General features: G+C 72.6%; 18 protein-coding genes and 1 pseudogene. 5 read left to right on the top strand and 14 right to left on the bottom strand.

Annotated elements, in window-relative coordinates; all coding sequences use genetic code 11:
- Positions 1-154: 154 nt before the first annotated feature.
- The 9 genes from ACZ5K7_RS38250 to ACZ5K7_RS38290 form a co-directional block, all read right to left on the bottom strand.
- Positions 155-688 carry an amino-acid N-acetyltransferase gene (locus ACZ5K7_RS38250; protein ID WP_351712168.1) on the bottom strand — a complete coding sequence of 178 codons (534 nt, stop codon included), beginning with the start codon at positions 686-688 and terminating at the stop codon, positions 155-157.
- 9 nt (positions 689-697) lie between these two features.
- Positions 698-1111: a BlaI/MecI/CopY family transcriptional regulator gene (locus ACZ5K7_RS38255; RefSeq protein ID WP_468921445.1), complete on the bottom strand. Its 414-nt coding sequence runs from the start codon at positions 1109-1111 to the stop codon at positions 698-700.
- A 182-nt stretch (positions 1112-1293) separates the two neighbouring features.
- Positions 1294-1485 (bottom strand): hypothetical protein, encoded by a 192-nt coding sequence (locus ACZ5K7_RS38260; protein ID WP_453028967.1) that lies wholly within the window; start codon positions 1483-1485, stop codon positions 1294-1296.
- A 468-nt stretch (positions 1486-1953) separates the two neighbouring features.
- On the bottom strand, positions 1954-2571 hold the full coding sequence (locus ACZ5K7_RS38265) for a hypothetical protein (protein WP_468921448.1): 618 nt from the start codon (positions 2569-2571) through the stop codon (positions 1954-1956).
- Positions 2572-2713: 142 nt separating this feature from the next.
- Positions 2714-3511 carry a type III pantothenate kinase gene (locus ACZ5K7_RS38270; RefSeq protein ID WP_351712162.1) on the bottom strand — a complete coding sequence of 266 codons (798 nt, stop codon included), beginning with the start codon at positions 3509-3511 and terminating at the stop codon, positions 2714-2716.
- Positions 3512-3515: 4 nt separating this feature from the next.
- Positions 3516-4493, bottom strand: coding sequence for a carboxylating nicotinate-nucleotide diphosphorylase (gene nadC / locus ACZ5K7_RS38275; RefSeq protein WP_468921262.1), 978 nt, complete (start codon positions 4491-4493; stop codon positions 3516-3518).
- A gap of 5 nt (positions 4494-4498) precedes the next feature.
- A complete protein-coding gene (locus ACZ5K7_RS38280; RefSeq protein ID WP_351712158.1) occupies positions 4499-6220 on the bottom strand; it encodes an L-aspartate oxidase in 1722 nt (573 codons plus the stop codon).
- Positions 6217-7239 carry a pantoate--beta-alanine ligase gene (gene panC / locus ACZ5K7_RS38285; RefSeq protein WP_351712156.1) on the bottom strand — a complete coding sequence of 341 codons (1023 nt, stop codon included), beginning with the start codon at positions 7237-7239 and terminating at the stop codon, positions 6217-6219. Before panC ends, ACZ5K7_RS38280 begins: the two co-directional genes overlap by 4 nt.
- The gene (locus ACZ5K7_RS38290; protein WP_468921266.1) at positions 7236-8168 is read right to left on the bottom strand and encodes a Rossmann-like and DUF2520 domain-containing protein; all 933 of its coding nucleotides are present in this window, start codon (positions 8166-8168) and stop codon (positions 7236-7238) included. Before ACZ5K7_RS38290 ends, panC begins: the two co-directional genes overlap by 4 nt.
- A 197-nt stretch (positions 8169-8365) precedes the next feature.
- Between ACZ5K7_RS38290 and ACZ5K7_RS38295 the strand changes: the two are divergent.
- Both ACZ5K7_RS38295 and ACZ5K7_RS38300 read left to right on the top strand, forming a co-directional pair.
- Positions 8366-9623: pseudogene (locus ACZ5K7_RS38295) on the top strand (threonine aldolase family protein).
- A 425-nt stretch (positions 9624-10048) separates the two neighbouring features.
- Positions 10049-11149: a DUF5937 family protein gene (locus ACZ5K7_RS38300; RefSeq protein ID WP_468921269.1), complete on the top strand. Its 1101-nt coding sequence runs from the start codon at positions 10049-10051 to the stop codon at positions 11147-11149.
- Between the two features lie 53 nt (positions 11150-11202).
- Here the strand turns inward: ACZ5K7_RS38300 and ACZ5K7_RS38305 are convergent, their stop codons facing one another.
- Together ACZ5K7_RS38305 and ACZ5K7_RS38310 are read right to left on the bottom strand one after the other, a co-directional pair.
- Entirely contained in the window at positions 11203-11877 is a 675-nt protein-coding gene (locus ACZ5K7_RS38305) for a response regulator (RefSeq protein ID WP_468921272.1), read from the bottom strand.
- Between the two features lie 86 nt (positions 11878-11963).
- Positions 11964-13169 carry a sensor histidine kinase gene (locus ACZ5K7_RS38310; RefSeq protein ID WP_351712144.1) on the bottom strand — a complete coding sequence of 402 codons (1206 nt, stop codon included), beginning with the start codon at positions 13167-13169 and terminating at the stop codon, positions 11964-11966.
- A gap of 118 nt (positions 13170-13287) precedes the next feature.
- On the opposite strand from ACZ5K7_RS38310, the gene ACZ5K7_RS38315 reads away from it, so the two are divergent.
- Positions 13288-14310, top strand: a complete 1023-nt coding sequence (locus tag ACZ5K7_RS38315; RefSeq protein WP_468921280.1) for an SAM-dependent methyltransferase — start codon at positions 13288-13290, stop codon at positions 14308-14310.
- Positions 14311-14484: 174 nt separating this feature from the next.
- Here the strand turns inward: ACZ5K7_RS38315 and ACZ5K7_RS38320 are convergent, their stop codons facing one another.
- Positions 14485-15636 (bottom strand): NADH-quinone oxidoreductase subunit D, encoded by a 1152-nt coding sequence (locus tag ACZ5K7_RS38320; RefSeq protein WP_382533880.1) that lies wholly within the window; start codon positions 15634-15636, stop codon positions 14485-14487.
- Positions 15637-15667: 31 nt separating this feature from the next.
- Here ACZ5K7_RS38320 and ACZ5K7_RS38325 point away from each other — a divergent pair, with 31 nt between their 5' ends.
- Entirely contained in the window at positions 15668-16171 is a 504-nt protein-coding gene (locus tag ACZ5K7_RS38325; protein WP_468921284.1) for a PH domain-containing protein, read from the top strand.
- A complete protein-coding gene (locus ACZ5K7_RS38330) occupies positions 16168-17496 on the top strand; it encodes a PH domain-containing protein (protein ID WP_351712136.1) in 1329 nt (442 codons plus the stop codon). The genes ACZ5K7_RS38325 and ACZ5K7_RS38330 overlap by 4 nt, the downstream gene beginning before the upstream one ends.
- A 152-nt stretch (positions 17497-17648) precedes the next feature.
- On the opposite strand, the gene ACZ5K7_RS38335 is transcribed toward ACZ5K7_RS38330, so the two are convergent.
- Together ACZ5K7_RS38335 and ACZ5K7_RS38340 are read right to left on the bottom strand one after the other, a co-directional pair.
- Positions 17649-18836: a hypothetical protein gene (locus ACZ5K7_RS38335; protein WP_468921288.1), complete on the bottom strand. Its 1188-nt coding sequence runs from the start codon at positions 18834-18836 to the stop codon at positions 17649-17651.
- Between the two features lie 97 nt (positions 18837-18933).
- The gene (locus ACZ5K7_RS38340; protein WP_468921291.1) at positions 18934-20061 is read right to left on the bottom strand and encodes an alpha/beta hydrolase; all 1128 of its coding nucleotides are present in this window, start codon (positions 20059-20061) and stop codon (positions 18934-18936) included.
- Positions 20062-20148: the final 87 nt, after the last annotated feature.

The following is a 20148-nucleotide window of genomic DNA, read 5'->3' on the forward strand; positions in this document are numbered from 1 at the left end:
CCCTGGGAGAGACCGAGGGGCCCGCTCCCGCCCGGAAACATACGCGTTTCGGACATAGGGCACCTGGGCAAGGCGGGGTGCCCGGAATAGCGGCCCGATCTCCTACCCGACTCTGCCCCGATGGCCTCTTGTCCGCCGCGATCCCTCTCGGCGATCACAGATGCAGAAGCATCCGGCTGTTGCCCAAGGTGTTCGGTTTCACTCGTTCGAGTCCGAGGAACTCCGCGACGCCCTCGTCATAGGAACGCAACAGCTCCGCGTAGACATCGGTGTCCACAGGCGTCTCGCCGATCTCCACGAAGCCGTGCTTCCCGAAGAACTCGACTTCGAAGGTCAGGCAGAAAACTCGGCGAACACCAAGCCAACGCGCGGTCTCCAGCAACTTCTCCAGCAACTGATGACCGACGCCGGCGCCCTTGAGGCCCGGCTTCACCGCGAGCGTGCGCACTTCGGCGAGGTCTTCCCACATCACGTGGAGTGCGCCGCAGCCGACCACCTCGGCGTTGTCGTCGCGTTCCGCGACCCAGAACTCCTGGATGTCCTCGTAAAGCATCACCGTGGCTTTGTCGAGGAGGATGCGGTCACGGACGTACGCGTCAAGGAGTCGGCGCACCGCCGGGACATCGCCGGTCCTGGCCCGCCGGACGGTGATGGCTTTTGCGGTGACTTCAGGGCGCATCGCTGACATGAGCGGACGCTATCGCCCGCCGCGGTCCGCCATGGAGCCGGGGTTCTCCTCTTGCGGGGCTTCCCGGCCTTCGCGTTCTTCCTGCTGTTCCGGCCTATCCGGACCCTGGACGATCCGTACGGCGTCCCGCAGAGCCTGGCGCTGTTCGTCGCTCATCATGCCGAAGAAGGCGACGAGAGCCGCGGCCGGGTTGTCGCTCTGGGACCACGCGTCGTTCATGAGGGCGGCGGCGTAGGCGGCCCGTGTGGAGACGGCCTCATATCGATAGGCACGCCCTTCGGCCTCCCGCCGCACCCAGCCCTTCTGATGGAGATTGTCCAAAACGGTCATCACCGTGGTGTACGCGATGGACCGTTCCTGCTGGAGGTCTTCCAGGACTTCCCGAACGGTCACCGGGCGGTTCCACTTCCACACCCGCGTCATGACCGCGTCTTCGAGTTCTCCCAATGGGCGAGGCACAGCTCAGAACAATAGTGGGAGAACCAGCCAATGGCGTGCCGGACGGGCACTTTCGCCGACAAAGACGAACAAAAAGGGCGCACGACTCGGGTGGCGCGGCTGTGGCCGCGCGGCGAGTCGTACGCCCGGGGAGGTGCGTTCCGCGATCAGGCGTCGCCGCTCGGGGCGGAGGCCTTCGGGCTGCTCTCTCCGCGCGCCGCGCGCGCGAGGGCGGCGTCCACGGCGGCGTCCTCCTTGGCCTTGGCGGCGCCGCCCTGGGTCTTCACGATCACCCGGACCAGACCGATGAAGAAGACGGCCATGACGACCGGGGGCAGGAGCGCGGAGACATAGTCCATGCGTCCAGGGTAGCCACGGCGGACCGGGCGAAAGGGGCGGGGTGGACGAAGCGCCGCGCAACACGCGCGAGCTGCCGTTTTCCCGGCGGGCTCGGGCGGGTGCCTCCGGGCGGGCGTGGCCGGGGGGCGTGGCTAGGCGGGCACCGCCGAGCAGGCGTGGCTAGGCGGGCACCGCCGGACAGGCGCCGCCGGGCGGGTGCCGCCGAGCAGGCGTGGCTAGGCGGGTAGCGCCGGGCAGGCGCCAGCCGGGCGGGTGCCGGCGGGCGGACGCCGCCGGGCGAGTGCCGTCGGGCAGCAGACCGGGCGGGCGCCGCCGGGCGGGCGGGCGTGGCCGGTCTGCCGTTCGGCCGGCTGCTCGGGGCTGCTGTTCGGTCGGCTGACCGGTCTGCTGTTCGGGTCTGCCGCCTAGCGTGCCGGCGCCCGGTCGGACACTCTGTCGGCCGACCGGGCGGAGGCTCGGCGGGCCGCTCAGCCTGCGGCGAGGCGTTGTTGTGAACCGGCGGGCGGCTGGGTGGGCCGGCGCCGCGGGAAGACCTCGCCCGGGGTCGGAATGGGCCGCTTCGGCACCACGGGCTCGGGGGCCGCGGGCTGCGGGGCGGGCCGCTCGGCGGGCTTCTCCTTCGGCTTCTTCTCCGGCTCCTTGGCCGCACCGCCCGGCAGGGCCGTCAGACGCACCCTGGACGCCGGAACGGCCGGTGCGGGCACCTTGCGGGCCCCCTGCGCGAGCCGGGCCCGCACATCACGCTCCGCGAGCTCCTGACAACGGTTGAGCAGCGCGGCCGCTCCCGGGTTCCCGCGCAGCGCCCGCAGCGCGGCGAGGTCGTCCGGGGTGGGTCGGTGTCCGGCGCCCAGCGCCTCCTCCAGGAGGGCGAGATAACCGGCGACGGTCCCCGGCAGGGCCGCCCGGTACCGGACGAGCTCGGCCACCAGGAAGGCGCGCAACCGGGCCCCCTCACGCAACGCCTCGTCGAACGACTCGGCGAGCCGATGACAGTCCTTGATGTCCTCGGTGGAGGCGGGACCAGGGTGAAGGGCGAGGGCGAGAGCACGGCGGAGCACACGCAGCTCCTCCGCACCGAACGCCATGCCGCCGCGGGATCCATATGGCGTGGGCATGGACCGAAGATACGCGTAAATCAGACAAACTCGACATAGGGGGCAGGGTGTGGCGCGACGGGGCCACCCACCTGGCCGCCGCCCGTCGCGCGCACCCCCGGCCCCCGCCGCCTCACATCCGCGACACGTTCCGCTCGTACACCAGCCGCAGCCCGACCAGCGTCAGCCACGGCTCGTGCTCGTCGATCACCGAGGACTCCCCCAGCACCATCGGCGCCAGCCCGCCCGTCGCGATCACCGTCACGTCGTCCGGATCGTCCGCAAGCTCCCGTGCCATCCGGCCGACCACTCCGTCGACCTGTCCGGCGAACCCGTACACGATGCCCGCCTGCATGGCCTCCACCGTGTTCTTGCCGATCACGCTCCGGGGCCGCGCCACCTCGATCTTCCGCAGCTGGGCGCCCTTGACGCCCAGCGCCTCCACGGAGATCTCGATACCGGGGGCGATCACACCGCCGACGTACTCCCCGCGCGCGGACACCGCGTCGAAGGTCGTGGCCGTACCGAAGTCGACGACGATCGCCGGCCCGCCGAACAGCTCGACGGCGGCGACCGCGTTGATGATCCGGTCCGCGCCGACCTCCTTGGGGTTGTCGGTCAGGACCGGCACCCCGGTCTTCACACCGGGCTCCACCAGAATGGCCGGCACATCGCCGTAGTACCGCCGCGTGACCTCGCGCAGTTCGTGCAGCACGGACGGCACGGTCGCGCAGATCGCGATCCCGTCGATGCCCTCGCCGAGTTCGTCACCGAGCAGCGGGTGCATGCCCATCAGCCCCTGGAGGAGCACCGCCAGCTCGTCGGCGGTACGGCGCGCGTCCGTGGAGATGCGCCAGTGCTCGACGATGTCCTCGCCGTCGAAGAGCCCGAGGACGGTGTGCGTGTTGCCGACGTCGATCGTGAGGAGCATGGGATCACTCCGCCTCGCGCAGATCCAGGCCGATGTCCAGGATCGGCGAGGAGTGGGTGAGGGCACCGACGGCCAGGAAGTCCACGCCGGTGTCGGCGTACGCCCGCGCGTTGTCCAGGGTGAGCCGCCCGGACGCCTCCAGGAGCGCGCGTCCGTGCACGATCGCCACGGCCTCCTCGCACTCCCCCGGCGTGAAGTTGTCCAGCAGGATCAGGTCGGCACCCGCGTCGACGGCCTCGCGCAACTGGTGCAGGGTGTCGACCTCGACCTCGATCGCCAGCTCCGGGAAGGCCTCGCGGACCGCCTTGAAGGCCTGCTCGACGCCGCCGGCGGCGACCACGTGGTTGTCCTTGACCAGGGCCGCGTCGGAGAGGGACATCCGGTGGTTGACGCCACCGCCGCAGCGCACCGCGAACTTCTCCAGGGAGCGCAGCCCCGGGGTGGTCTTGCGGGTGTCCCGCACGCGCGTGGTGGTGCCCTCCAGCGCGTCCGCCCACGCGCGCGTGGCGGTCGCGATGCCGGAGAGGCGGTTCAGGATGTTGAGCGCGCTGCGCTCGGCGGTGAGCAGGTCGCGGGTGCGGGTGGTGATCGACAGCAGCGGCTGCCCGGCCTCGACCCGGTCGCCGTCCTCGACGTGCCGCTCGACCTCGAACTCGTCCGTGCAGACCACGGAGACCACGGCCTCGGCGACCCGCAGCCCCGCGACGACGCCCGCCTCGCGCGCGACGAAGTCGGCGGTCGCCACGGCCTCCTCGGGGATCGTCGCGACGGTCGTCACGTCCACGCCGTTGTCCAGGTCCTCCTGGATGGCCACGTTGGCGATGTCCTCGACCTCCACGGGGTCGAGTCCGGCGGCGGCGAGGAGCTCGGCGAGGGCGGGGTCGAGCCCGCACTCCAGGTACTCCTCGTCGCCCTCGGCGCCGCAGGCACAGCCGTCGCCGCAGCCGCCGCCGTTGGCGAGGGGAAGGTCGTTGGTGCTCACGTCTGTCACTGCTCCTGGGATGGCTGGTGCGGCCGGGTCGGGGGGAAGTCTGCGGTGTCGGTGGTGCCCACGGCCAGCGTCCGGTCCGGATTCAGCCGTACGACGATGTGGCGGCGCCACACGGTGTCGTCGCGGTCGGCGTGGTCCTCGCGCCAGTGGCAGCCGCGGGTCTCCTGGCGGCGCCGGGCCGCCTCGACGAGCACCCGCGCGACGCACAGGAGGTTGGTGGCCTCCCAGGTGTCGACGCCGGGCTCGGCGGTCTTGCCGTACTCGGCGAGGGCGTCACGGGCCTCGGTGTGCAGGTGCTGGAGCTGCTCGGCGGCCCTGGCCAGGGACTCCTCGGAGCGCAGCACGCCGGCGCCCTCGGTCATGATCCGCTGGATCGCGAACCGCGCCTCGGGGGCCTGCAGCGGGTGCGCGGGCTTGTCGGGGTGCGGGACCGGGACGGGCACGCGCGCGTGGAGGCGGTTCTCCGCGTGCCGCGCGGTGATGTCGGCGGCGATGCGCTCGGCGTAGACCAGGCCCTCCAGGAGGGAGTTGGAGGCGAGCCGGTTCGCGCCGTGCACGCCGGTGCACGCGACCTCGCCGCACGCGTAGAGCCCACGCACGGTCGTACGCCCGCGTGCGTCGGTGCGCACGCCCCCGGAGGCATAGTGCGCGGCCGGCGCTATCGGGATGGGCTCGGTGACCGGGTCGATGCCGTGCGCCCGGCAGGCGGCCAGGATCGTCGGGAAGCGGTGCTCCCACATGTCCGCGCCGAAGTGGCGGGCGTCCAGGAACATGTGCTCGGCGTCCTGCTCCTGCATGCGCCGCATGATGCCCTTGGCGACGATGTCCCGGGGCGCGAGCTCGGCCAGCTCGTGCTGCCCCACCATGAAGCGCACGCCGTCGGCGTCGACCAGGTGCGCGCCCTCCCCGCGCACCGCCTCGGAGACCAGCGGCTGCTGGCCCTCCGCGTCGGCGCCGAGGAACAGCACGGTCGGGTGGAACTGCACGAATTCGAGGTCGGAGACCTCCGCGCCGGCCCGCAGCGCGAGCGCCACGCCGTCGCCGGTGGACACCGACGGGTTGGTGGTGGCGGAGAAGACCTGGCCCATGCCGCCGGTGGCGAGGACGACCGCGGGGGCGTGCACGGCGCCCACGCCGTCGTGCTGGCCCTCGCCCATCACGTGGAGGGTCACGCCGGCCGTGCGCCCCTCGGCGTCGGTCAGCAGGTCGAGCACCAGCGCGTTCTCGATCATCCGCACGCCTCGCGCGCGAGCCGCTTCCACCAGCGCGCGCGAGACCTCCGCGCCGGTCGCGTCCCCGCCCGCGTGCACGATCCGGCGCCGGTGATGGCCGCCCTCTCGGGTGAGCTCGATGTCGCCGTCCGCGTCGGTGTCGAAATGGGCTCCGGTCGAGATCAGCCGCCGTACCGCGTCGGGGCCCTCGGTGACGAGGATCCGTACGGCACCCTCGTCGCACATGCCCGCGCCCGCGACCAGGGTGTCGTCCAGGTGCTGTTCGGGGGTGTCGCCCTCGCCCAGCGCCGCCGCGATACCGCCCTGGGCCCAGCGGGTGGAGCCGTCGTCGAGGAGCGCCTTGGTGACGACGACCGTGGTCAGTCCGGCGGCCTCACAGCGCAGGGCGGCGGTCAGGCCGGCGACGCCGGACCCGACGACCACCACGTCCGCGTCGATGGACCACCCGGGGGCGGGTGCGTGCAGTCGTATGCCTGTGCTGGTCACGAGGCGGCTCCGGGAGCGGCGAAGGTGAGCGGGATGTTGTCGATCAGCCGGGTCGTCCCGACCCGGGCGGCGACGGCGAGGACGGCCTCTCCGGTGAAGTCGTCGTCGATCTCGGTGAAGTCGGAGGGGTCGACCAGGGCGACGTAGTCCAGTTCGAGCGGCGGGTCGTAGTGGACGGCCTCGTCCAGGACCGTCCGCACGGCCGCGCGGACGGCGGCGGCGGCGTTCGGCACGGCCTTGGCGACGGCGTGCGCGTCGGCGGCCGCGCGGGACTCCCCTATGGCGCTGAGCGCCTCGGCACGCGCCCGCGTGGACGGCACCTCGCGCGCTCGCGCACGCAACGCCTCCTGCGCCGCGTGCCGGTCGCCTCCGGCGAACAGCGCGCGCGACAGCGTGAGCGCCGTGCGCCGCTCGTCGGCCGACAGGTAGCGGTTGCGGCTGGAGAGCGCGAGCCCGTCGGCCTCACGCACCGTCGGTACGCCGACGATCTCGACGCCGAAGTTCAGGTCCCGCACCATGCGCCGGATCACGGCCAGCTGCTGGGCGTCCTTCTGCCCGAACAGGGCCGCGTCGGGGCGGGTGAGGTGCAGCAGCTTGGCGACGACGGTGAGGACGCCGTCGAAGTGCCCGGGCCGCGAGGCGCCCTCCAGGAGCGTGCCCATGGGGCCTGCGGTGACTCGGACCTGGGGTTGGCCGCCGGGGTAGACCTCCTCGGCCGAGGGGGCGAACACGACGTCCGCGCCCGCCTGTTCGGCGATCTTGAGATCGGCGTCCAGGGTGCGCGGGTAGCGGTCCAAGTCCTCGCCCTGCCCGAACTGCAGAGGGTTCACGAAGACGGTGACGATCACGAAGCCCTTGCCGCCGACGTGCTCGCGGGCCGCCCTGATCAGCGTCGCGTGTCCCTCGTGCAGAGCGCCCATGGTCATGACGACGGCGGTGCGGCCGGGCACCGCGAAGTGGTCGTGCGCGTACTTCAGGTCGTCGACGGTGGGGGCGAGTTCGAAGGGGCGGCGGCTCATCGGTCTTCCCCGTTCTCTGACGTGTTCGTGCCGCCGGCGAGGACGCCGAGGAGGTCCTCGGCGAGTTCCGGCTTCAGCAGGCCCTGGGCGAGCGCCCGGTCGGCCGTGGCGCGGGCCATCGCCAGATAGCCGTCGACGGCCTGCGGGGCGTGCCGGCGCAGCTCCGTGACGTGCGCGGCGACGGTGCCCGCGTCCCCGCGCGCGACCGGCCCGGTCAGCGCCGCGTCGCCGGAGCGCAGGGCGTTGTCCAGGGCGGCGCCGAGCAGCGGGCCGAGCATCCGGTCGGGGGCCTCGACACCGGCCGTGCGGAGCAGCTCCATGGACTGGGCGACCAGGGTGACCAGGTGGTTGGCGCCGAGGGCGAGGGCCGCGTGGTAGAGCGGGCGGTTCTCCTCGGAGATCCACTCCGGCTCGCCGCCCATTTCGATGACGAGTGCCTCGGCGGCCAGCCGCAGCTCCTCGGGCGCGGTCACCCCGAACGAGCAGCCCGCGAGCCGCTGGACGTCCACCGGCGTCCCGGTGAAGGTCATCGCCGGGTGCAGGGCCAGCGGCAGCGCGCCCGCGCGCAGGGCCGGGTCCAGGACCTTCGCGCCGTATCGCCCGGAGGTGTGCACGAGCAGCTGGCCCGGCCGTACGGCGCCGGTCTCGGCGAGGCCGGCGACCAGGCCGGGCAGGGCGTCGTCGGGGACGGTCAGGAGCACCAGGTCGGCGCGCTGGAGGACCTCGGCGGGGGGTACCAGCGGGATGTCGGGCAGCATCGTCTCGGCGCGCCGCCTGGAGGCGTCGGATACCCCGGATACGGCCACCGGGCGGTGCCCGGCGAGCTGCAGGGACGCGGCGAGCGCGGGGCCCACCCGACCGGCGCCGACGACGCCGACGGTGAGCCGCGCGGGGCGGTCACTGGGGTCTGGCTGTTGGACTGTACTCACGCGACAGTGGCCTTCCCGTTCCAGTCCGCTCTGGGTACCGGACGATTTCTCGTCATGTTAACGCTATCGGGTTCGGCCCAAGTTGGCTGTCCACAGGCTGTGGGTCACCGGTCACATCGCCCCGGGCGTCCCTCCGGGCTTCCTCCCGGGCGGAAATGCGAGGCCCGCCGGTGCCGCGTGACGGCATCATCCAGGGTATGAGCGATACGGCGACCCCCCAGGACGAGACCACCCGGGACGAGACCCCCCAGGGCGACCAGCCGGACGAACCCGCTTCGGCGGAGCAGCGGATGCGGGAGCGGCGCTCGGCCGCCTACCGGAAGGCCGAACGCGTCCTCGCGCGCGTGGGCGCGCGCGCCTCGCTCCGCGAACGGCTCGCGCGTCCTCGCGCGCGTGGGCGCGCGCGCCTCGCTCCGCGAACGGCTCGCGCGGCTCCAGGAAGCGGCACCCGAGGTGTACGACCTTGACGAACCGGCGGACCTCTACGGCAACGGAGTCGTCGAGGCACTGGAGGCGCGCGTCGCGGCTCTGCTGGGCACCGAGGCCGCCGCGTTCTTCCCGACCGGCACGATGGCCCAGCAGGTGGCCCTGCGCTGCTGGGCGGCCCGCACCGGCAACCCCACGGTCGCCCTGCACGCCCTCGCCCACCCCGAGGTCCACGAACGCAACGCCTTCCGCGAGGTCGCCGGCCTGCGCACGGTGCGCGTGACCGCTGAGCCCCGGCTGCCCACCGCCCAGGAGATACGCGGCTTCGAGGAGCCCTTCGGGGCGCTGATGCTGGAACTGCCCCTCAGGGACGCCGGTTACGTGCTGCCTTCCTGGGAGGAGCTCACGGAGGTCGTGGAGGCGGCGCGGGAGCGCGACGCGGTGGTGCACTTCGACGGCGCGCGCCTGTGGGAGTCGACCGTCCACTTCGGGCGCCCCCTGCACGAGATCGTGGACCTGGCGGACAGCGTCTACGTGTCGTTCTACAAGTCCCTCGAAGGATTCGGCGGCGCCGCACTGGCCGGCCCGAAGACCCTGGTCGAGGAGGCGAAGACCTGGCGGCACCGGTACGGCGGGACGGTCTTCCAGCAGTTCCCGACCGCGCTCGCGGCCCTGGCCGGCCTGGAGCGCGAGCTGCCCCGCCTGCCGGACTTCGTACGGCACGCGCGCGTGGTGGCCGGGGCGCTGCGCGAGGGCTTCGCCGAGGCGGGCCTCCCCTGGGCGCGCGTCTTTCCCGAGGAACCGCACACCCACCAGTTCCAGGTCTGGCTGCCGTACGACGGCGACGTGCTGCTGGAGGCGGCGGTGCGCCAGGCGGAGGAGACCGGCACCTACCTGTTCAGCGGCCCCTGGGAGGCCACGGGTCCGGGGCTGGCCACGACCGAGGTGACCGTGACGGCGGCGGGCCTGGAGTGGACGGCGGCGGAGGTGCGGGCGGCGGTCGCGGACTTCGTGGAACGGTTGCCTTAGACGCCGCCTACCGAAAGTCCCCCTCGGGGGCGCGGGGAACTGCGCGAGCAACCACACACGGCCCGCACCCGCCGTCGCGCAGCACCTGGCACCGCCGTGAGCGACCGGCGCACGCCCCTCACCACGCGCGCGGGCGCACCCACCGCGCCAGAGCCCCCCGAACCGGCCCGCGCGCCGGCCGCCCCGCGACGACGGCGCGGAAACGTCGGTACTCACGCGCCTCGCGCGCCACGCGTATGTCGTGCGCGCCGGGCGCCGGCGGCGCGGGCTCCCCGTGCTGCTGAGCGCGGTATGTGTCGAGGAAGTACTGCTGGACGATGCTCATGGCTCCCCAGCCTGCGCGCCCGCCGGGCGGCCGTCGCGTCGATTGACGGCGCCCGTCAATCGAGGGAGGCGTTGTCGGTGGCGGGGTGCACGATGGTGACATGAGCGTGCGTATCGACATCGCGGGGCTGCGGCCGGAGAGGGTCACCGTCGTGCCCTCACCCCTGGCCGAACTCGGCATGGCGCTGCACGCGCTGTCCGAACCGGGGCACCATCCCGGCCTCCAGGGCTGGGTGACCGGCGTGACCGCCCGGATGGAGCCGCATCTGGCCGACCGGATGTGCGAGGCGGACTTTCTGTGGCGGTCGACGTTCTCGGACCTGTTCCTGCCGTACGCGGCCGTTCCCGGCGCCGTCCCGGGCGGCACGCTGGCCGAGGAGCTCGGCCAGCTGGACAAGCTGACGGACGAACAGTTCGTGGACGCGGCCCTGGAGTTCACGTGCGTGCTCTCGTACGACACGCGGGCACCGGCTCTCCTGTCGGATCCGGTCGGGCGCCGGAGGGCGCTGGAGGTGGCGGCCTCGCGCGGTCCGCAGCAGGTCCGGTTCGCGCAGCGGCTGCTCGACGATCCCCCGAGTGTGCGCGCGTGGCTGCGCCGGTTCCTGGAGGACTGCGCCGAGGCGTTCTTCGACGATGCCTGGTCACGGCTGCGCCATCAGCTGGCGGCCGACGCCCGGCACAAGACGGAGCTGCTGCGCCGCAAGGGGCTGGCCGAGGCGCTCGCGGCGGTCTCGCCGGTCGTGACGCTCGACGAGGCGGGCGCGCGGATCACCGTGGACAAGCTCACCGACGGCCACGCCGTGGCCGAGGCCGACGGCCTCCTGCTGGTGCCCACGAGCCTGGGCTGGCCGCATCTGATGGTCCTGCACCGCTACGGCTGGCAGCCGGTGCTGCACTATCCGGTCGGCTCCCCGGAGCTGACCTCCCCGGCGTCGGTGGAGGCGCTCACGCTGCGGATGGCGGCGCTGTCCCATCCCGTCCGGATGCGGCTGTGCCGGTACCTGGCGCGCAGCGCGTACACCACCAGCGAGCTGGCGCAGGTGCACGGCCTGTCGGCTCCCGAGGTGTCCCGGCACCTGGGCGTGCTCAAGAAGGCGGGCCTGGTCACGACGCGCCGCCGCGGCCGGTACGTACTGCACCAGCTGGACGTCACGGTCGTCGCCCGCCTCGGCAGCGACTTCCTGGAAGGGATACTCCGCTAGCCGCTAGCCGCAAACCCCTAACCGCGCGGCCGTACGCCGGCCACGCGCGCGGGTCAGCCGTGGCCGCCGCCCGCGCGGACCAGCCCGGTCTCGTAGGCGAGGACGACCACCTGCACCCGGTCGCGCAGCCCGAGCTTGGTCAGGATGCGGCCCACGTGGGTCTTCACGGTCGCCTCGGAGAGCACCAGCCGGCTCGCGATCTCGCCGTTCGACAGGCCCTGCGCGACGAGCACCATGACCTCACGCTCGCGGTCGGTGAGCCGGTTCAGCTCCTGGTGCTGGGACTCCTTGCCGGCGGAGGGCAGCATCGGTGCGAAGCGGTCGAGGAGCCGCCGGGTGGTGGAGGGAGCGACGACGGCGTCGCCGCTGTGCACGGAGCGGATGGCGGCCAGCAGTTCGCCCGGCGGCACGTCCTTGAGCATGAAGCCGGAGGCTCCCGCCTTCAGCCCCGAGAAGGCGTACTCGTCGAGGTCGAAGGTGGTCAGGATGAGCACCTTCGGCGGGTCGGGCTCCAAGCAGATGCGGCGGGTGGTCTCCACCCCGTCCAGCTTGGGCATGCGCACGTCCATCAGAACGACGTCCACGTCGCTGGACTTCAGCACCTGGAGGGCCTCGACGCCGTCGCCCGCCTCCGCGACGACCTCCATGTCCGGCTGGGCCGCGAGCACCATCCGGAACCCGGTGCGCAGCAGCACCTGGTCGTCGACGAGCATCACGCGGATCGTCATCGGGTCCTCTTCCGTTTCCGTTCATCGGCTTGTTGCGGGGCTTTCCCGGGGGCGTGACAGGTGTCAACCAGGGGCGTGCGTCCGTGTCAATGCGCCGGTTTGAGCGGCAGCAGAGCACTGATGCGGAATCCTCCGCCGGGACGGGGCCCCGCGTCGAGGGTGCCGCCGACCATACCGACCCGCTCGCGCATGCCGATCAGGCCGTGCCCCTGCCCGTCCGCGCCGCCCTCCTCGTACATCTCGTGCGGGGCGCCCTTGCCGTCGTCCTCGACCAGCAGGCCGAGCCCGTCGTCGAAGTAGACCAGCCGCACGCTGGCGCCCGTGTTGGGACCGCCGTGCTTGCGGGTGTTGGTGAGCGCCTCCTGCACGATCCGGTAGGCCGTGAGCTCGACGCCGCTGGGCAGCGGACGCGGGGTGCCCTCGACCTTGAAGTCGACGGGCAGGCCGGAACTGCGGCACTGCTCGATGAGGTCGTCTATCTGCTCGACGTCCGGCTGCGGAACGTACTCGCCGACCTCCTTGTGCTCGCCGGTGCGCAGCACGCCCAGCAGACGGCGCATCTCGGCGAGGGCCTGGCGGCCGGTGGAGGAGATCGTCTCCAGGGCCTTCTTTGCCTGGTCGGGGGCGGCGTCGAGGACGTAGGCGGCGCCGTCGGCCTGGACCACCATCACCGACACGTTGTGCGCGACCACATCGTGCAGCTCGCGCGCGATCCGGGCGCGCTCGGCCGCGACCGCGACCTTGGCCTGCGCCTCGCGCTCCTTCTCCAGCCGGGCGGCGCGCTCCTCCAGCTGCGCGAAGTAGGCGCGGCGGGTGCGCATGGAGTCGCCGAGCACCCAGGCGAGCACGAACGGCACCGTCTGGAACACCACGATCGCCAGGTGCCCCAGGAGGCTCGTCCTCTCCTGCGGCCACCGGATCTGCGCCAGCGGCGCCGCGCACAGCCCCGCGTAGAGGGCGAACCGGGACGCCCAGCGCTCGCCGACAGCGGCGACCGTGCAGACGATCACCAGCATGGCGAAGTTGGCGACCGTCGTCTCGACGTTCAGGATCAGCTGGGCCAGGCCGGTGGCGGCGGCCAGCACCAGCATCGGCTCCGGGAAGCGGCGGCGCAGCGCGACCACCACGGCCATGACGACGGACACCGCCAGCATGGCCGCGGTCGAACCGTGGTGGTCGCGCGCCTCACTGAGATTCACGACGCTCACGCAGGAAACCCCGAGCAGGACGACGGCCCAGAAGCTGTCGACCCATGTCGGGTTCCTGCGGAGGAAGTCATAGAGGCGCTGCACGTAACCCAGAGTAGGGAAGCGTGATAGGTGCAGGGGTCAACCGGAGGGCCGATCCCTGTTCCGCACACGTACTCCGCAAGGTGGAGAAGGTGATCACCTGTGCGCCTAGTCTGGCCCGGTGACGGATGAGGCGACGCGAGAGACGGCAGACGACGTCCGTGGCTGGCGTGCGGCCACCGAGGCGGCCCTGTACGGCCCCGGCGGCTTCTACCGCCGCCCGGAGGGACCAGCGGGGCACTTCCGTACGTCGGTCCACGCGTCGCAGTTGTTCGCCGAGGCGGTGGCCGGGCTGCTGTGCCGCGTCGACGAGGCCCTGGGGCGCCCCGAGACGCTGGACTTCGTCGACATGGGTGCCGGCCGGGGCGAGCTGGTCGCCGGCGTGCTCGCCGCGCTGCCCGCCGATGTGGCGGCACGCACGCGTGCCTGCGCCGTCGAGGTCGCCGACCGCCCGCCCGGCCTGCCCGACCGCGTCACCTGGCTGACCGAGCTGCCGCGCACGGTCACCGGCCTTCTCTTCGCCAACGAATGGCTCGACAACGTCCCGGTCGACGTCGCAGAGGTGGACCCGGCCGGTGTGCCCCGGGTGGTGCGCGTCCGGCGCGACGGCACCGAACTGCTCGGCGAGCGGGTGTCGGGCGCGGACGCGGAGTGGCTCGCGCGGTGGTGGCCGCTGGGCGCCGAGCCGGGGCTGCGCGCGGAGATCGGGCTGCCCCGGGACCGGGCGTGGGCGGACGCCGTCGCCTGTGTGCGGAAGGGGCTCGCGGTGGCCGTGGACTACGCGCACACCGTGGACACGCGCCCTCCGTTCGGCACGCTCACCGGTTTCCGTGAGGGGCGCGCGACGGCGCCCGTCCCGGACGGGTCGTGCGACATCACGGCGCACGTCGCGCTGGACGCGTGCATGGCGCTCGACACGGCGTACGGCCTCCCCGAAGCGCTCTTCTGCACACAACGCGTCGCCCTGCGCGCCCTGGGCCTCGTAGGCGCACGCCCCCCGCTCACGCTCGCCTCCACACACCCCGCCACCTACATGCGCGCCCTCGCGAGCGCCGGCGAGGCCGCCGAACTCACCGCCCCCGGCGGCCTCGGCGACTTCGGCTGGCTGCTGCAGCCGGTCGGCATCGAGAATCCGCTGCTCTGACACCCACCCGGCGCGCGCACACCCTCGCCTCGCACCGCACGCCCGGCGTGCACGGCCCAGCGCCGCACCTCTCACACGCCCGCGCGCACGACCCCGCGCCTCGCACTGCACGCCCGGCGCTCACAATCCCACGCCGCGCGCCGCACAACCCCGCCCCCACACACACCCCGCGTCCTACTTGTCGATGTCCCCCACCACGAAGAACATCGACCCCAGAATCGCGACCATGTCCGCCACCAACGTCCCCGGCAGCAGCTCCATCAGCGCCTGGATGTTGTTGAACGACGCCGAGCGCAGCTTCAGCCGGTACGGGGTCTTCTCGCCCTTGCTGACGAGGTAGTAGCCGTTGATGCCGAGGGGGTTCTCGGTCCAGGCGTAGGTGTGGCCCTCGGGCGCCTTGAGGACCTTGGGGAGCCGCTGGTTGATCGGCCCCGGCGGCAGCTCGGCGACCCGGTCCAGGCAGGCGTCGGCCAGGTCCAGGGCGTTGTGGGTCTGCTCCAGGAGGCACTCGAAGCGGGCCAGGCAGTCGCCCTCGGTCCGGGTGACCACCCGGAGGGTGTCCTGGAGCTCGCCGTAGGCCAGATAGGGCTCGTCCCGGCGCAGGTCGAAGTCGACGCCCGAGGCGCGCGCGATGGGCCCGCTCACGCCGTACGCGTGCACGGCCTCCGGCGTGAGGGTGCCCACGCCCCGGGTGCGCCCGCGGAAGATCTCGTTGCCGAGGACCAGGCCGTCGAAGACGTCCATACGGGAGCGGACGGCGGAAACGGCGGCACGCGCGCGTACGGTCCAGTCGGCCGGGAGGTCCTCCTTGAGGCCGCCGACGCGGTTGAACATGTAGTGCATGCGCCCGCCGGAGACCTCCTCCATGACGTTCTGGAGCTCCTCGCGCTCGCGGAACGCGTGGAAGACCGGGGTGATCCCGCCCAGCTCCAGTGGGTAGGAGCCGAGGAACATCAGATGGTTGAGCACCCGGTTCAGCTCGGCCAGCAGGGTGCGCGTCCACACCGCTCGGACGGGCACCTCCATGCCGAGCATGCGCTCGACGGCGAGGACGACGCCCAGCTCGTTGGAGAAGGCCGACAGCCAGTCGTGGCGGTTGGCGAGCATGATGATCTGCCGGTAGTCGCGCGCCTCGAAGAGCTTCTCCGCGCCGCGGTGCATATAGCCGATCACCGGCTCGGCGGAGACGATCCGCTCGCCGTCCAGCACGAGCTTCAGGCGCAGCACGCCGTGCGTGGAGGGATGCTGGGGGCCGATGTTGAGCACCATGTCGGTGCTCTCCGCGGCGCCGCCGATGCCGACCGTGGTCTCCGTCGTAGGAGTCATGGACCCAGTCTCTCGTACGTACGCTGACCTCATGGAGACGGGGAGCCCGGCCGGCGCCGGGGCGACGGAGACCGAACCGGTGTGGGCAGGGCTGCCGCCCGGCCTGCTGCGGATGCGCAGGCTGCTGCTGGTGGTGTGGCTGGGGCTGCTCACGCTCGCCGTGGGCCTGCTGACGGGTCTGCTCGCGGGTCCGGTGTGGGCGGCCTTCGCGCTGCTGCCGCTGGCCGTGGCGGCCTGGGGCTGGGTGCTGCTCGGCCGCAACTGGCGTTCCTGGCGGTACGCCGAGCGCGAAGACGACCTGCTGATCAGCCGTGGTGTGCTGTGGCGCGAGGAGACCGTGGTGCCGTACGGGCGGATGCAGCTGGTGGAGGTGACCTCGGGGCCCGTCGAGCGGTACTTCGGCCTGGCGAGCGTGCAGCTGCACACCGCGGCCGCGGCCACCGACGCGGCCATCCCCGGCCTCGACCCGGCCGAGGCGGAACGGCTGCGCGACCGGCTCACCGAGCTCGGTGAAGCCCGATCGGCGGGCCTGTGACCGCGCCCGGCGTGGACGGCGCCATACGCCCCGCCAAGGCCGTGGGCGAGCGGCGGCTGCATCCCGTGACGCCGTTCCGGCGGGCGTGGGCGCCGGTCGCGGTGCTCACCGGCTGGGCGGTGCACGACCCGAACCAGGCCCAGGAGCAGCTGACGAAGCTGACCACGACCATGCTCCTGGCCGGACTCGCCGTCCTGGTCACGGCGGGCGCGCTATACGGCTTCCTGAGCTGGTGGTTCACCTACTTCGCGGTGACCGACAGCGAACTGCGCATACGCACCGGCCTGTTGTTCCGACGCACCGCGCACATCCGGCTGGAGCGGATCCAGGCCGTCGACGTGACCCAGCCGCTCCTCGCGCGCGTGGCGGGCGTCGCCAAGCTGCGCATCGATGTCGTCGGCACCGACAAGAAGGACGAGCTGGCCTTCCTGGGGCAGGGCGAGGCGCGTGCGCTCCGTGCGGAACTGCTGGCGCGCGCCGCCGGATTCGCGCCCGAGACGGCGCGCGAAGTCGGCGAGGCGCCGGCGCACGAGCTGATGCGCGTGCCGCCGGGCAAGCTCGCGCTCTCCCTCGTGCTGACGGGCGCCACCTGGGGCTCCCTGGCCGCCGCCCTCGTCGTACCGCCGGTGCTGTGGCTGGCCACGCACAGTGTGTGGACGGTGCTCGCCACCGCCCTGCCGCTGCTCGGCGCGGCGGCCACGACCAGTGTGGGGAGGTTCGTCGGGGAGTACGACTGGACGCTCGGGGAGTCCCCGGACGGGCTGCGTATCGACCACGGGCTGCTCGACCGGACGCACGAGACGGTGCCGCCGGGGCGGGTGCAGACCGTGCGGATCGTGGAGCCGCTGCTGTGGCGGCCGCTGCACTGGGTGCGGGTGGAACTGGACGTGGCCGGGTCGGCGAACTCGGTGCTGGTGCCGGTCGCCCCGCGCGCGGTCGCCGAGTCGGTCGTGGCGCGTGTGCTGCCCGGTGTGACGGTGCCCGGTGAGCTGCCGCGGCCGCCCCGGCGGGCCGGCTGGTGCGTGCCGTTGTGGTGGCGCGGGTACGGGCTCGCGGTCACGGACACGGTGTTCGCCGCGCGGCACGGGCTGCTGCGCCGGCGCCTGGCGCTGGTCCCGCACGCCAAGGTCCAGAGCGTACGGCTGACGCAGGGGCCCTGGGAGCGGCTGTGGCGGCTCGCGGACGTTCATGTGGACACGGGGGCCGACAAGACCGTGACGGCCCGTCTGCGGGACGCGGAGGCGGCCGCGTCGCTGCTGCGGGAGCAGGCCGAACGGTCCCGGACGGGGCGCCGGTCGGCCCGCCCGGACCGCTGGATGGCCTGAGCACGCACCCGAGGCGGCGCGGAGGCCCGAGGACGGGCCGAGGACGGGCCGAACACGGGCCGAACACGGGCCGAACACGGACCGGGGAACGCTTGAGCCGGGGCACCCGGCGGGTGCCCCGGCTCAGGACCGGCGCGGGTTTCCGGTGGTGTTCAGGAGGCGGCGCTGCGCAGGCCCCCGATGTTGATCTGCTCGGTCTCGTCGTGCGCGGTCAGGTCGATGACCTGGCCGACGCGCCGGGTCTCCGGGTCGGCGGGCTTGAACTCGGCCTCGGACTCGGCCTTGTGGAGGGCGAGCGCCTCCTGGCCGACGACGTCCGCGAGGTCCTCGTTGTGCATGGACTCCAGCCCGCCGGCGGACGCGCCCTTCTGGGTGCCGAAGAAGTCGAACCCGCCGGTGACCAGCGGACGCGGGATGGGTGCGGCCGGCAGCACGGCCACCGCGGTCGGCACCGTGAAGTGCCCGCTGGGCTTGACGGAGTTGACGGACGGTGCCGTCGTGGTGGGGGCTTCCTGCTCGGTCGGCGCCGGGGTGGTGTCCGCCGGCTCGGCGGTGGTGACGGCGGCCGCGCGCGTGTGCCCGTCGACCGCCTCGGGCTGCCCCTGTTCCTCGTCCTCCGGTGCGGACTCGCTCTTCGGCGCCTCGGGTGCGGCGGCCGTCTCCGGCACGTCCTCGGTGCCGGTGTCGGCCTCGGCCGCCGGGGCATCGCCCTCGTCGAAGCGGGCCAATGCCACCTTGGCCCGCAGGAACAGTTTGGAACCCTCCGGGGAGAAGACCGCGGGAGTCGTCTCCTCGACCTCCAGCTCCGCACCGTCCTCGCCACTCAATTCGAGCTCCTCCGCCTCTTCGGCGGTCCGGGCGGCAGGCAGCGCGTTCGACGGCGCGGTGGCCTCGATCTCCAGCAGCCGGCGGCCCTCCAGGGCGCTCGCGCGCTCGGTCTCGGCGGTGGCGTAGCGGCGCAGCAGGGACGCGTGCTCGTTGCGCAGTCCCGCCAGCTCCGCCCGCTTCGCGCGCAGCCGCTGCTCCAGCTTGGCGCGCAGCTCCCGCGACTCCTCGAGGTCGGTCTCCAGCTCGGCGATCCGCTCCTCGTGGCGCCACTCGTCGCTCGCACGCGCGCGTGACAGGTCGGCCACCTGCTTGCCCGCCTCGGTGTCCCAGCGGCGCATCACGGCCGCACCGACGGCCGCGGTCGCCGCGGCTATCGCGGCCAGCGTGCGCAGGGCCGTCGGTTGGGAGAACAACCAGGGGCCCAGCGCGCAGACGAGGGAGACACCGGCGATCGCCGAGGGAGGCAACAGCCTGTGCAAAGGCGGGGAATGACGGTGACGTCCACGTGGCATGGCCAGAAACTTACCGCGCGTAGGCGAATCGTGGTGCCCCGGGCCGTAAAAACACGGCGACAACGAAGTCTTCACACGGCATCGCCGGAGACCGGGGTCAGCGGTCACTCAATCGGCCGCTGATCCACTGGAGCGTCGCGGGGATCTCGCGGCGCCAGGTGTTGAAGTTGTGGCCGCCGCTGTCGAGGATGATCGACGAGATCCGGGTCAGGTTCGTGGCCTGCACGCGCGCGATGAATTTCAGCGTGTCCTTGTAATTGGTCTCTCCGATTCTGCTGCTGGTGACCAGCAAGGACGTGTCCGGAGCGGGTTCGTGCCCGAGGAGCCACCACAGGTTCGCGCGGTCGCGAAGTTCTCCGTCGCCCTGGAAGAGATCACCGGTCGTGGGGTCGACGGGCGCCTTGTAGTACGGGGACAGGCCCGCGCCGGCCGCGTACACGCCGGGGTGGTGCATCGCCAGCTTGAGCGCGCAGTAGCCGCCGGTCGAGTCTCCGACGATCCCCCAGCTTCCCGGCTTCCCGCCGACCCTGTAGTGCGCGGCCACAGCGTCGGGCAGGTCCTTGGCGAAGAAGCTCTCGCTCCGCGGGCCCCCCGGGACGTCCACGCACTCGGTGTCCCGGGGCGGTGCGACCGTGGGCCGCAGCATCACCAGGATCATCGGCCGCATCCGCCCGTCCTTGGCCAGTTGCTGTGCCGTACGCGGGTAGTGCAGTTTGTCGACGAGCGACCGCGCGGTGCCCGGGTAGCCGGTGAGGACGACCGTCACCGGGAACGTGCGGGTGCGGTACTGCGGCTGGAAGTACTCCGGCGGCAGGTACACGTAGGCGGGCGTGGCGATGTGGGTCGTTCGGCCGACGATGTCGACCTGCTGGATCTGACCGGCCGACTGTGGCTGCACACCGGGGGCGCCGTGCACGCGGGAGGTGGCGATCACGTGGAGCGGGCCGCCGCCCGCGCCGCCCACCGCGTGGTCGACAACGACACCCTGGTCCGTCTCCCTGCCGAACAGGTCTGCCCAGCTGGCGTAGAAACCGAAGGACTGGTTGGCCGCTATCCCGAGGCATGCGAAGAGCACCGTCTGCGTGGCCAGGAGAAGGCCGACGCGACCGCTGACGGCCTGCCAGTTCCGGCGGGACAGCCGGGGCCACAACCACACCGTGCCGGCGAACAGCAGTACGGCGAACAGGATCGCCAATGCCAGCGTTTTATCGCTCGTGAGTCCCATGAGGTGCTCCCTGCCTGCGCTTTCCCCCGTGACGACCGCCGCTTTCAGCGAGGCTTGCCCCGGACTTTCCTTGGCCTTTGACCCGGC

The sequence above is a fragment of the Streptomyces sp. NPDC031497 genome (assembly GCF_055580905.1).